Annotated in this window: 12 protein-coding genes; 4 read left to right on the forward strand and 8 right to left on the reverse strand. The window is 29.9% G+C overall.

Going from position 1 to position 12,369, the window contains the following annotated elements; genetic code table 11:
• Window positions 1-15 precede the first annotated feature (15 nt).
• On the forward strand, window positions 16-597 hold the full coding sequence (locus AC5SL1_RS06480) for a winged helix-turn-helix domain-containing protein (RefSeq protein WP_494599561.1): 582 nt from the start codon (window positions 16-18) through the stop codon (window positions 595-597).
• A 6-nt stretch (window positions 598-603) separates the two neighbouring features.
• On the opposite strand, the gene AC5SL1_RS06485 is transcribed toward AC5SL1_RS06480, so the two are convergent.
• From AC5SL1_RS06485 to grpE, 6 genes are all read right to left on the reverse strand, one after another.
• Window positions 604-1,533: an adenosine kinase gene (locus tag AC5SL1_RS06485; protein ID WP_494599563.1), complete on the reverse strand. Its 930-nt coding sequence runs from the start codon at window positions 1,531-1,533 to the stop codon at window positions 604-606.
• Between the two features lies 1 nt (window position 1,534).
• Window positions 1,535-2,188 (reverse strand): endonuclease III, encoded by a 654-nt coding sequence (gene nth, locus AC5SL1_RS06490; RefSeq protein ID WP_494599565.1) that lies wholly within the window; start codon window positions 2,186-2,188, stop codon window positions 1,535-1,537.
• Entirely contained in the window at window positions 2,188-2,964 is a 777-nt protein-coding gene (dapB, locus tag AC5SL1_RS06495) for a 4-hydroxy-tetrahydrodipicolinate reductase (protein ID WP_494599567.1), read from the reverse strand. Before dapB ends, nth begins: the two co-directional genes overlap by 1 nt.
• Before the next feature lie 37 nt (window positions 2,965-3,001).
• Window positions 3,002-4,132 carry a molecular chaperone DnaJ gene (dnaJ, locus tag AC5SL1_RS06500; RefSeq protein WP_494599569.1) on the reverse strand — a complete coding sequence of 377 codons (1,131 nt, stop codon included), beginning with the start codon at window positions 4,130-4,132 and terminating at the stop codon, window positions 3,002-3,004.
• Window positions 4,133-4,164: 32 nt separating this feature from the next.
• Complete coding sequence (gene dnaK, locus AC5SL1_RS06505) at window positions 4,165-6,105, reverse strand: molecular chaperone DnaK (protein WP_494599571.1); 1,941 nt, start codon at window positions 6,103-6,105, stop codon at window positions 4,165-4,167.
• A 62-nt stretch (window positions 6,106-6,167) separates the two neighbouring features.
• Complete coding sequence (grpE, locus tag AC5SL1_RS06510; protein ID WP_494599573.1) at window positions 6,168-6,815, reverse strand: nucleotide exchange factor GrpE; 648 nt, start codon at window positions 6,813-6,815, stop codon at window positions 6,168-6,170.
• A gap of 36 nt (window positions 6,816-6,851) precedes the next feature.
• Between grpE and rdgB the strand changes: the two genes are divergently transcribed.
• Window positions 6,852-7,454, forward strand: a complete 603-nt coding sequence (gene rdgB, locus AC5SL1_RS06515; protein ID WP_494599575.1) for an RdgB/HAM1 family non-canonical purine NTP pyrophosphatase — start codon at window positions 6,852-6,854, stop codon at window positions 7,452-7,454.
• On the opposite strand, the gene AC5SL1_RS06520 is transcribed toward rdgB, so the two are convergent.
• Window positions 7,438-8,589 carry an ABC transporter substrate-binding protein gene (locus tag AC5SL1_RS06520; RefSeq protein ID WP_494599577.1) on the reverse strand — a complete coding sequence of 384 codons (1,152 nt, stop codon included), beginning with the start codon at window positions 8,587-8,589 and terminating at the stop codon, window positions 7,438-7,440. The genes rdgB and AC5SL1_RS06520 overlap by 17 nt on opposite strands.
• A gap of 32 nt (window positions 8,590-8,621) precedes the next feature.
• On the opposite strand from AC5SL1_RS06520, the gene rsmI reads away from it, so the two are divergent.
• Both rsmI and AC5SL1_RS06530 read left to right on the forward strand, forming a co-directional pair.
• The gene (gene rsmI, locus AC5SL1_RS06525) at window positions 8,622-9,485 is read left to right on the forward strand and encodes a 16S rRNA (cytidine(1402)-2'-O)-methyltransferase (protein WP_494579846.1); all 864 of its coding nucleotides are present in this window, start codon (window positions 8,622-8,624) and stop codon (window positions 9,483-9,485) included.
• Window positions 9,475-10,068, forward strand: coding sequence for a BON domain-containing protein (locus tag AC5SL1_RS06530; RefSeq protein WP_494599579.1), 594 nt, complete (start codon window positions 9,475-9,477; stop codon window positions 10,066-10,068). Before rsmI ends, AC5SL1_RS06530 begins: the two co-directional genes overlap by 11 nt.
• Here AC5SL1_RS06530 and AC5SL1_RS06535 read toward each other — a convergent pair.
• The gene (locus AC5SL1_RS06535; protein ID WP_494599581.1) at window positions 10,065-12,353 is read right to left on the reverse strand and encodes an NADP-dependent malic enzyme; all 2,289 of its coding nucleotides are present in this window, start codon (window positions 12,351-12,353) and stop codon (window positions 10,065-10,067) included. The two genes, AC5SL1_RS06530 and AC5SL1_RS06535, sit on opposite strands and share 4 nt — an antisense overlap.
• Between the last annotated feature and the right edge of the window lie 16 nt (window positions 12,354-12,369).

Below are 12,369 nucleotides of genomic sequence, written 5' to 3' on the forward strand. Positions count from 1 at the left end.
AAATTAAATATATTTATGCAAAATGTTATTATAATAAATTATAATTCACTATATGAAATATTTGATGACTTAAAAGAAAATTTACCTTTTAAAACAATTAAATTTAAAAATGAAGATGACTTTTTAAAAGATAATAGTCTTGATAAAAGAAAATCTCTAATCATCTTAAATAAAAAAACGAAACTATTATTTAATCATGGTCTTCATGAAAGTAACATTTTATATTTAAATGACTTACCCTTATCTTTTGAAAAACTTTTAGAAAAAATTAATATTAACTTAATTAAATTAAGATACAGTTTACAGTCTAAAATTAATATAAATGATTTTCAATTAGATGTTAATTCAAAGCACTTATCTAAATTGGGTTTAACTTTAAAATTAACTGAAAAAGAAATTGAAATAATACTGTATTTAAATAAAAAAAAAATTAATTGTGATATTGCTGATTTACAAAAAAATATTTGGGGGTATTCTGCAAATATTGAAACACACACAGTGGAGACCCATATTTATAGATTAAGAAAAAAAATAGACAAAGTTTTTAAGGATAAAAAATTTATTGTAAGTCAAAAAAATGGTTATTTAATTGGCTAAAAAATTTTAATTAAGTCTAGCACCCACTTTTTGAATTATTTTTGCAGACATATCAGTTCCTTTTTCTAAAGCTTCTTTGGTTGAGATATTGTTAATAAATCCATGAAGAAAACCTGCTGCAAAAAGATCTCCAGCACCAGTTAAATCAACAATTTTTAAATCTGTCTTACTTTTACATTCCATAACTTCTTTATTTTTAATGGCCACACTTCCTTTTTCACCACGTGTAATAATTAAGATTTTTTCAATTTGTTTGCCAAACTCAACAACATCCCCAAAATCTTTAGCGTCAATTAATGATTTAATCTCTTGCTCATTAGCAAAAATAATATCAAGTTTATTTTTCACTAAATCTAAAAATTCATTCTTATGTCTTTCCACACAAAATTGATCTGACAGAGACATTGCTTTGGTACGAGAGAAAGACATTGCTTTATCAAAGGCCGATTTTGGCTCTCCCTTATCCCATAAGTAGCCTTCAAGAAAAATCATTTCACTTTCTTTTATAGCTTTTTCATCAATATCATTTTGATTTATTTTTCCTGCGACACCCAAATAAGTGACCATCGTTCTTTCGGCGTCAGGAGTGATTAAAATTAAACATGTTCCAGTTGGTAAAATTTCTCTTTTTTTATTATAGAAATATTGCACTTTTTCTTTAGTTAGACCCTCTTCATATTTTTGTCCTAAATCATCAGCGTTAACTTTACCAATAAAGCCAACATCATTTCCTAACTGAGATAATCCAACAATAGAATTTGCAACTGATCCACCAGAAATAGTTTGTTCTATTTTAAGAGTTGATAATAGTTTTTTAAATTCGACTTCATCAACTAATTTCATTGTGCTTTTTGTTAATTGATTATCAATTAAATATTGATCATTAATTCTGCATACAACATCCACAATAGCATTACCAATTCCTAGAATTTTCATATTAAGCTTTTTTTATTTGAACAGGATTTCTTCGATTAGGATAACAAGTCGTACAGATTTTACAAGTCAAACCATAACACTCTCTAGCTTTACAAAACTCTCTTCCATAATAAATTATTTGTAAATGTAACTTACTCCATGTTTTTTCTGGAAATATTCTTTTTAAATCTTTTTCTGTTTGAATTACATTCTTGCCATTAGTTAATCCCCATCGTTGAGCTAGTCTATGGATATGAGTATCAACTGCAAAAGCAGGAACTCCAAATCCTTGAGACATAACTACACTTGCTGTTTTATGGCCCACGCCAGGAAGTTTTTCGAGTTCTTCAAAGCTTTTAGGCACTCTACCCCTATGCTTTTCAATAAGTTGTTTAGACATTAGATAAACATTTTTTGCTTTAATTCTGAAGAGACCAATACTTTTAATTAATTTTTCAATTTTTTTTCTACCTAATTTTACAAAATGTTCTGGTTTATTATATTTTGGATAAATATTTTTCGTAACATTATTAACATTTAAATCTGTGCATTGTGCTGATAGAAGAACTGACATTAGTAAAGTAAAATTGTTTATGTGATTTAATGGGATAGGAGTTGTTGGATAAATTTTATTTAAAATTTTAAGTATTTTTTTAGCTTTTTCCTTTTCATCCATTATTTAAAGTTTAATAAATCTCTCATTGAGTAAAGTCCAGGTTTCTTATTGATAAGCCACTTTGCAGCTGTTAAGGCACCATCTGAATACAGCGCCCTATCAAATGCTTCATGATTTAATTTTATGATTTCTTTCCCACTTGAGAATGTAACTTCGTGCTCTCCAATAATTTCACCTTTTCTAATTGAATTAAAATTAATTTTTTTTCCATAGGGAAAAGTTTTTTTATTTAAAAACTTTTTACCCATTAAATTATAAAGATTTTTTTTCTTACCATCTGCAATGCCTTTACCAAGCATTAGGGCTGTTCCTGATGGATAATCTTTTTTATGCTTATGATGCACTTCATACACTTTACTTAAATATTCATCATGCAATGATTTTGAGGCAATCTCTGTTAGATACATTAGTAAATTCACCCCCAAGCTCATATTACCCGCTTTTAGTATGGGAATTTTTTTTGAGTAATTTTTTATTATATTTTCTTCTTTTTGATTAAATCCAGTTGTACCAATCACTACTCTTTTTTTTAATTTAGATGCAATTTTAAGGATATCAAAAGTACAATTAGGTACCGTAAAATCTATTATAACATCTGTATTTTTAAAAGCTTCATTTGTATTAAGATTAATTTTTATTCCTGCAATTTTTTTGTTAAAGGTTTTATTTTCAGTCAGCGCTACTAATTTAAAATTTTTATTCGATCTTGAAGATTTAATGAGTTGTTGACCCATTCGACCAAGACAACCAGATATTGCTAAATTAATTTTTTTCATTAAGGAAAATATTAACCTTTTTTAACTAATTAGTCTTTTAGTTTTTCCAAAAACTTTTTGCTTTTTGAAAGAATTTTTTGATACTTGGATTTGATTTTTCGTTTTCTATTTCTCTAAATTTTTCAAGTAACTCTTTTTGCTCTTTATTTAATGAGATAGGCACTTCAGTGTTTATTTGTACATAAAGATCACCATTGCCGCTTCCTCGCATATAAGGCATTCCTTTTCCTTTTAAACGAAATTGTTTACCATTTTGAGTTCCATCAGGTATTTTAATTTTTGCTTTACCTCCATCGATAGTTGGTATTTCAATTGTTGTCCCTAAAGCTGCATCAGCAATAGATATTGGAAACTCAAAGAATAAATTTTCATCAGATCTTTTAAATAAATCATGTGAGTGAACATTTATGAATAAATATAAATCACCATTTGCTCCACCCCTTGAACCAGCCTCACCTTTGCCTGCTAATCTTATTCTTGTTCCATCATCCACACCTTTTGGAATTGTAACGGATATTTTTTTCGACGCTTGTTTATTGCCTTGGCCATTACAATCATTACATGGATTTGTAATTTCTTCACCAGAACCTGCACATTGAGGACAAGTTTGTTGAACAGTAAAAAAACCTTGATTTGATCTTACTTTTCCATTTCCACCACAAACTGTGCATCTATCAGGTGAGTGTCCTGGTTTTGATCCATTACCCTTACAAGTGTTGCATTTTTCAGTAGTTGAAAATTTAATATCCTGTTTTTTTCCTTCATAAGCTTCTTCAAGCGTTATTGATAAATCATACCTTAAATCTGAGCCTTTATTATTGGTATTTCTTCTTCCTCTTGATCGTCCACCATCTCCAAAATCACCAAAAAAATCTTCAAAAATATCTGAAAAATCTGCCCCTCCAAAACCACCAAAGCCTCCACTTTGTCTACCACCACCGCCTTCAAAGGCAGCATGACCAAAATTATCATAGTTTTGTTTTTTTTCTTTATCAGAAAGGATGCCATAGGCTTCACTAGCTTCTTTAAATTTATCTTCAGAAGCTTTGTCACCGGGGTTTTTATCTGGATGATATTTGACTGCGAGTTTTCTATAGGCTGATTTTAATTCTTCTGGGCTTGCATTTTTACTAACACCTAAGACGTCATAAAAATCTTTTTTAGCCATAAGTTACTCCAAGATGATTGTTGTTGTGAGACTTAGGCGCTTTTTTCTTTATCTTCGGTGCCTTCTTTGCCTTCTTCTTTTACTTCTTCAAAGTCAGCATCAACTACATTATCGTCTTTTTTTCCTTCATCATTTTTATCACCATCTTTAGATGAATTTTCTTTTTTTTCTTGAGACTTATAAATTGCCTCACCTAGTTTCATAGAAGCTTGCACTAAAGTTTCAGTTTTTTTCTTAATATCATCAGTGTCAGTTCCTTTAATTGATTCTTTTAAAGCAGAAGACGCATCTTCAATAGCTTTTTTATCAGCATCAGAAACTTTGGCACCATGTTCTTTAAGATTTTTTTCTGTAGAGTGGAGAAGGGTATCTGCTTGGTTTCTAACATCAACAGATTCTCTTTTCTTTTTATCTTCTTCTTTATTTGCTTCAGCATCCTTGACCATTTTCTCTATTTCTTCATCACTTAAGCCACCTGAAGCTTGAATCTGGATTTTTTGCTCTTTACCAGTGCCTTTATCTTTTGCAGAAACACTTACTATTCCGTTTGCATCAATGTCAAATGTTACTTCAATTTGTGGAACACCTCTTGGTGCTGGTGCAATACCCACTAACTCAAAGTTTCCTAACATTTTATTATCAGTTGCCATTTCCCTTTCTCCTTGAAGAACTCTGATTGATACGGCAGGTTGATTATCTTCTGCTGTCGAGAATACCTGGCTTTTTTTAGTTGGTATTGTTGTATTTTTTTCAATTAATTTTGTTGATACACCACCAAGTGTTTCAATTCCAAGTGATAATGGAGTTACGTCTAAAAGAAGTACATCCTTAACATCACCTTGAAGAACTCCAGCTTGAATTGCTGCACCCATTGCAACAACTTCATCAGGGTTAACACTTTTATTTGGTTCTTTACCAAAAAAGTTTTTAACTTCAGCTATAACTTTTGGCATTCTTGTCATTCCACCAACCATTATAATCTCATCAATTTCACTTGCTGTAAGACCGGCATCTTTAAGAGCAGTTTTACATGGAGGTAAGGTTCTTGAAATTAAGTCTTCAACTAAAGCCTCTAACTTTGCTCTAGTCATTTTTAAATTAATATGTTTTGGACCTGTTTTGTCTGCAGTTATAAAGGGTAAATTAACATCTGTTTGTTCTGCTGAAGATAATTCAATTTTTGCTTTTTCAGCAGCTTCCTTGAGTCTTTGAAGAGCCAATTTATCTGACTTTAGATCAATGCCACTATCTTTTTTAAACTCACCAATTAAGTAGTCAACTATAGCATTATCAAAATCTTCACCTCCTAAGAAGGTATCACCATTAGTTGATTTAACTTCAAATACACCATCTCCTAATTCAAGAATAGATACATCAAATGTTCCACCACCTAAATCATAAACAGCAATTTTTTTATTTTGTTTTTTGTCTAAACCATACGCAAGAGAGGCGGCAGTAGGTTCGTTAATAATTCTTAAAACTTCAAGACCTGCTATTTTACCTGCGTCTTTTGTTGCTTGTCTTTGGGCGTCATTAAAGTAAGCAGGAACGGTAATAACTGCCTTGGTTACTTCTTGTCCTAAATATTTTTCAGCAGTTTCTTTCATTTTTTGAAGTATGAAAGCAGAAATTTGAGAGGGAGAATATTTTTCTCCTCTTGCTTCAATCCAAGCATCACCTTTTTCAGAATTAACAATTTTGAAAGGAGCAGCAGCAATATCTTTTTTTACAGTAGGATCTTCAAAGTTTCTTCCAATTAATCTCTTTACAGCAAATATAGTATTTTCTGGATTTGTTACGGCTTGTCTTTTAGCTGGTTGGCCAACTAGTTTTTCACCATCTTCAGTAAAAGCAACAACAGAAGGTGTTGTTCTAGCACCTTCAGCATTTTCCAAAACTTTTGCTTGGCTTCCTTCCATGATTGAAACACATGAATTTGTTGTTCCTAAATCTATTCCTATAATTTTGCTCATAATTCAATTCCTACCTTTCATATAATTGTTAATTTTTAATCTACAAGCTCTGATCAATATTATTAATTGTCTGAATTCTCTTTATTTTCCTCGTTTTTCTCGTCTTTTTCTGTTTTTGTTTTTTTTGATACCCCAACTAAAGCTGGTCTTAAAAGTCTGTCTTTCATCATAAATCCTTTTTGAATTTCTTGAACTATGGTGCCAGGTTCTTTTTGATCATCATCAATTTCCATCATTGCTTGATGTTGATTTGGATCTAATTTTTTACCAATAGAACTTATAGGAGTAATTCCATTTTTTGAAAAAATCGATACCATATCTTTACTAATAATTTCAAAATGTTCTAAAGTTTTTTTAAGAGCCTCTGTACCTTTTAACGCCTCATCACTTTCTAGAATTTGTTTTGATCTTTCTAAATTGTCAATAAGATTTAGAGCTTCTTTAGCAAAAGAGAATCCACCATAGTCAAATGCATCATCTTTTTCTTTTTCAAACCTTCTTCTTTGATTTTCCATTTCCGCAAATGTTCTTGCAACTTTATCCTCTAGTTCTATAATTCTTTCTTCTGGTGTTAGCTCTTTTATCTCTTTTTTATCATCCTTAGAATCTGTACTATTATTTGTTTGAGCATCATTATTTTGTTCCTCGTTTATCTTTTCCTCAGCTTCTTTATTTTGCTTGTCCGAGTTAGTGTTTTGCTCTTTTTCCATAGAGACTTATATGGTATGAAATTTAAAAATTGCTAGATGCCAAAGAAAAAAATTACCGAACTTATTGTTGGAACAAATAATAGGGGAAAATTAAAGGAAATTAAGGATTTATTACCCAATTATCTCAAAATATATTCACCTTTAGATTTCAAAATTAAAAGTCCAGCCGAGAATGGTAAAACATTTGCAGAAAACTCATCAATAAAAGCAAGATATTTTTCAAAAAAATCTAAATTAATATGTTTATCTGATGACTCTGGTTTAGAGGTTGATCTTTTAAAGGGACAACCAGGAATTTATTCAGCTAGGTGGGGTGGAAAAAAAGGTGATTTTAAAAAAGCAATGAATAGAGTTTTTAAAGAATTAAATAAAAAAGATAAAAACTGGAAACAAAAAAAAATTAGAGCAAGGTTTGTTTGTGCATTAACTATATTTAGTTCAAATAAAAAATTAATAAGCTCTATTGGTAAAATTGAAGGTTCAATTTCACCTGCCATGAAAGGCAGAAACGGATTTGGATATGATCCAATTTTTATTCCAAAAGGAAAAAAACTTACTTTTGGAGAAATGAAAGTATCTGAAAAATATAAAATAGATCATAGATTTAAAGCTTTCAAAAAAATCAAAAAACTTTTTTAAATTTTTCATCCTCGACTTTATAGAAATTTAAAATATGATTTATTTTATTGTCCTGGATTTCAAAAATTCCAACTTTTCCCTTGAATAAAGTTTTTTTGGCAAACATAGTTTGATTAATAATATTATCATTTTGTAGTATCAGGTAATAAACAAGACCAACTAAATCATAACTTAAAAAAGACAATTGATTTGGGTATAGATTATATTTCTCATAATACTCAGATGAAAATTCTTCATAATTATTTTTATTTACAGATGGAAAATAAAGCGGCTGTGAACTTGTTTCTTTAAGAAGTGACTCGTCAAACCATTGATTAAGAGTGATAAAATATTTTTCTTTTGGTGAGACATCGGTATACAATAAAGAAGTAGTTACACTTTTTAAGCTTTCATCAAAGTCTGAAATTATAACTGAATCAAAATTTACATTTCCAAGCGTGTCTCTTTTTTTTAATCTCTCAATTAACAATTCTTTATTACTTTCATCAGATTTTTCTAATCTTGTTATTTCATCTTGTAAATTTTGTTTTCTAATTTGATAACGAGTGATTTTTTCTATTTGTTCAGTAAGCTTAGTTGGATCAGTATTATAAATATAATTTTTTTTTAATTTAATTTTAGATCTAGAAATAGCTACTTCAATTTCATTTTTGAAGCTCACATCAGGAGTTAAAAAAATAGTTTTTTTAATTTTTTCTAATTTTATAAATCTATTAATTGCTCTTAATTGGGATGTTGCATTTATTCCTGCATTAATAATATTTTTTGAAAAATTATTGTTCTTATTTGTTAAAGCTAAAAAAGTTATTTCATTTACTTTATTAAGATAAGCTAAGCTTTCATTAAATACAGGGCCTATAATAATTTTGACACCTAAGTTTGACAATTCTATTGCAGCATCTAAGGCCATATCAGGATTTGATCCTGTATCTTTTGGAATAATTTCAATTGAAGAGTTGTTAATTTTGTTAACAGCAAGTCCTACAGAGTTAATTATAGATTCACCAATTTCTGAATTTTCACCTGTTAAAGGGATGAGCAAACCTATCTTTATTTTTTCATTTGCTTTAATGCTCGTTAAACTCATTAAGAGTGTTAAGGTCAAAAACAATATAATTTTAATAATTTTTTTCATTTTAATGTTATTATTATAACGTTTATAATTTAATGATTCTACATACTGACATTACAAATAATAAAGTTAAAAGTGGCCTTTATATAGTCTCCACACCAATTGGAAATTTAAGTGATATTACTTTGCGGGCATTAGAGGTATTAAAAAAATCAGATTATATCTTGTGCGAGGACACTCGAACTTCAAAAAACCTATTAGATCGTTATGAAATTAAGTCCAAACTTATTTCAAACCATAAATTTAATGAAAAAAAAAACCTATCTAAAATTATTAAGATTTTAAAGTCCGATTGTGTTGTTTCTCTAATTTCTGACGCAGGAACACCCTCTGTTTCAGATCCTGGGGCAATATTAGTTAATGAGTGTTTAATTAATAAAATCGATATTTATCCTATTCCAGGAGCATCAGCAGTTTCTTCTGCTGTATCAATTAGTGGTTTTAATGAACAATATTTTTTCTATGGTTTTTTTCCAGAAAAAAATAATAAACTCAAAGAAGATTTTGAAAAACTTAAAAAACAAGATGGCTGCATTGTTTTTTTTATTTCACCAAGGAAATTCAACAAATCAGTAAAATACATCAAAGAATATTTTATAAATAGAAAGATCTTAATATGTAGAGAAATGACTAAGTATTATGAGGAATATATTAGAACCGACATTGATAAACTTGAACCTTTTAAATCTGACCCAAAAGGAGAATTAACAATTGTTATTTCTGAAAAATTAAAAGAAAAAAATTCTTCGATAAATTTAAAAGAATCAGATAAAATTAATATTCAAAAAATGATTAAGAAACTAAGTATAAAAGATATTACAGATTTAATTAGCCAAAACTCTAATGTGCCAAAAAAAGAAATTTATAATTATTGTCTAAAATTGAAAAATGAGAAATAGAACTATTTTAATAAGCTTAATTTGTTTGTTTTTAACTGGATGTGCAGGATTAAGTTCGAAGGGTGTTTTTGGAACAGGTGTAAGTGTTGCATTTGATCCAAGATCTTTAGGTACTCAAATAGATGATTCTGTGATGCAAAAAAATCTGACAGGTAGATTGCTATTAACAAATAAAAGTTATTTGATATTTGTAAAAATAAAAGTTTTAGATGGAAGAATTTTTTTAACTGGAAAAGTAGATGATCCTGAAGAAAAACTTCAAATTACTAAATTAGCATGGGAAACAAAAGGTGTCAGATCTGTAAGAAATGATATTAAAATAAAAGAAGATTTTAATTTTAAACAATCTGCAAAAGATTTATTGATAACTTCTCAATTACGTTCTGCGTTAATTTTTAATAAAAAAATAAATTCAACTAATTATCAAATAGACACCTATAAGAAAAAAATATTCATTTATGGAATTGCTTTAACAAACGAAGAAAAAAAAGAAGTAATAAATGAAGCAAAAGAAATACTTGATGTTGAGAATGTTATAGCAAGTATTATTTTGGTTGAAGATTTAAGAATTCAAAAAGATTAATTTTTTTTATAATCTATAACGTCAGCAGAGTAAGCAGCCACTGATGCTAGATTTATAATTTCAGATGTAGAAGATCTCAAAGGTGCTATTTCAATGGGTTGACCTAATCCGATTAATAAGGGCCCAATTACTCTTGTGTCACCTAAACTTTTCATTAATTTATAAGAGATTGCTGCACTATGTTGTCCAGGCATTATTAAAATATTAGCATTTCCAACGATACTTGAAAAAGGATAAAGTTCTTTGTATTCTGAGTTAAGAGCAACATCTGGTTGCATGTCTCCGTCAAAATCAAAGTCGACATTTTTCTTCTCTAAAATTTCAACAGCTTTTTTAATATGCTTGGTTCTACTTGTAAGAGGTTGGCCAAAAGTAGAGTGAGAAACAAAAGCAACTTTTGGAACAAAGCCAAACATTTTAACTACACGAGCAGACGAAATTGCAATTTCTGCAAGCTCTTCTGAGCTTGGGTATTCATTTACACTAGTATCCCCAACAAAAATTGTCTTTCCTTTAGCAACGACCATGTTTAAACCAAACATTATTTCGCCAGGTCTAGCATCTACTACTTGTGTAACTTTATCAAAAGATGACCCAAACCTCCGCGTGTTGCCAGTAACAGCACCATCAGCATCACCGCAAGCAACCATACAAGATGCCCAAATTACTCTATCATTCCTAATCAACCTGTCACAATCTCTCTCTAGTAGACCTTGTTCTCTTTGAAGTTTAGCAAATAAGAACTTTACATATTTTTCTCTTTTTTCATTATCTTCAGAATTTATTATTTTGATATCAAAGTTTTCATTGTATCCAATTTCTTTTATTCTTTCTTTAATTTTTGTTTTTTTACCAATTAAGATTGGTATCCCCAGCTTAGAGTTTTTAAAAGCTATAGCAGCCTTCAATGTATTTTCATCTTCTCCATCTGCAAAAACAATTCTTTTTGGATTTTTTTTAATATGAGAATTAATACCTTGCATAATGGTTACAGAGGGATCAAGTCTTTGTTTAAGTTGATCTTTATAAAGCTCAAAATCTATTATCGGTTTTTTTGCAACTCCACTGTCCATAGCAGCTTTGGCAACAGCTGCGGGGATAACACTAATTAACCTTGGATCAAAAGTAGATGGAATAATATAGTCTTTTCCATATCTAGGACGATCGCCACCCATTGCAGCAACCACTTCATCTGGAACATCTTCTCTTGCTAATTTAGCAATTGCGTTTGCAGCTGCAACCTTCATTTCCTCATTAATTGTTGTTGCCCTAACATCCAACGCTCCTCTAAAAATATAAGGAAAACCAATTAAATTATTAACTTGATTAGGATAATCTGATCTGCCAGTTGCAATAATAGCATCATCTCTTACTTCCATAATTTCTTCAGGAGTTATTTCGGGATCAGGATTGGCACAAGCAAAAATTATTGGATTATTTGCCATTTTTTTTACAAGTTCTTTTTTTAAAGCACCTTTAGCAGATAGTCCCAAAAACACATCTGCCCCGCTTATTGCATCCTCAAGTGTTCTATTTTTAGTTTCAATTGCATGAGCCGATTTCCACTGGTCCATACCCTCTGTTCTTCCTTTATAGATAACACCTTTTCGATCTAACATGGTTATGTTCTCATTTAAGACACCACTATTTTTAAATAAATTAGTACAAGCTATTGCAGAAGCACCAGCACCATTAACCACAATCTTAATATCTTTTATTGACTTGCCACTTATATCTAGAGCATTAATTAAAGCTGCCGTAGTTATTATTGCGGTTCCATGTTGATCATCATGAAATACTGGAATATCTAAAATTTCTTTTAATTTTTCTTCAATAATAAAACAGTCAGGTGCAGCTATGTCTTCCAAGTTAATCCCACCAAAACTACATGCAAAATTTTTAATGCTATTTATTATCTCATCAGAATCTTTACAGTCTATTTCTAAATCTATCGAGTCGATGTCTGCAAATCTTTTAAATAGAACTGCCTTACCTTCCATTACAGGCTTTGAAGCTAAAGCTCCCAGATTTCCCATTCCTAAAATTGCAGAACCATTACTTATTACAGCCACTAAGTTACCTTTGGATGTGTAATCATAGGCTGCCTCGGGATTGTCAGCAATTGCTTTTACTGGAACTGCTACACCCGGAGAGTAAGCAAGTGCTAGGTCTCTCTTAGTCGTCATTGGTTTTGAGGAATTAATCTCAATTTTACCTGGCTTATTTAAACTATGAAATTCTAGAGCTTCTTTATCAGTGTAATGGTCTATTTTAGTTTTTTTCATTTTTGGTAATTAGGTA

It is taken from the genome of Candidatus Pelagibacter sp. PS_10_02, assembly GCF_059418005.1.

Excerpts from the sequence above, each read along its gene's own strand:
- AC5SL1_RS06480 (WP_494599561.1), top strand. The coding sequence starts at position 16 with ATGCAAAATGTTATTATAATAAATTATAATTCACTATATGAAATATTT.
- AC5SL1_RS06485 (WP_494599563.1), bottom strand. The coding sequence starts at position 1,533 with ATGAAAATTCTAGGAATTGGTAATGCTATTGTGGATGTTGTATGCAGA.
- nth (WP_494599565.1), bottom strand. The coding sequence starts at position 2,188 with ATGGATGAAAAGGAAAAAGCTAAAAAAATACTTAAAATTTTAAATAAA.
- dapB (WP_494599567.1), bottom strand. The coding sequence starts at position 2,964 with ATGAAAAAAATTAATTTAGCAATATCTGGTTGTCTTGGTCGAATGGGT.
- dnaJ (WP_494599569.1), bottom strand. The coding sequence starts at position 4,132 with ATGGCTAAAAAAGATTTTTATGACGTCTTAGGTGTTAGTAAAAATGCA.
- dnaK (WP_494599571.1), bottom strand. The coding sequence starts at position 6,105 with ATGAGCAAAATTATAGGAATAGATTTAGGAACAACAAATTCATGTGTT.
- grpE (WP_494599573.1), bottom strand. The coding sequence starts at position 6,815 with ATGGAAAAAGAGCAAAACACTAACTCGGACAAGCAAAATAAAGAAGCT.
- rdgB (WP_494599575.1), top strand. The coding sequence starts at position 6,852 with ATGCCAAAGAAAAAAATTACCGAACTTATTGTTGGAACAAATAATAGG.
- AC5SL1_RS06520 (WP_494599577.1), bottom strand. The coding sequence starts at position 8,589 with ATGAAAAAAATTATTAAAATTATATTGTTTTTGACCTTAACACTCTTA.
- rsmI (WP_494579846.1), top strand. The coding sequence starts at position 8,622 with ATGATTCTACATACTGACATTACAAATAATAAAGTTAAAAGTGGCCTT.
- AC5SL1_RS06530 (WP_494599579.1), top strand. The coding sequence starts at position 9,475 with ATGAGAAATAGAACTATTTTAATAAGCTTAATTTGTTTGTTTTTAACT.
- AC5SL1_RS06535 (WP_494599581.1), bottom strand. The coding sequence starts at position 12,353 with ATGAAAAAAACTAAAATAGACCATTACACTGATAAAGAAGCTCTAGAA.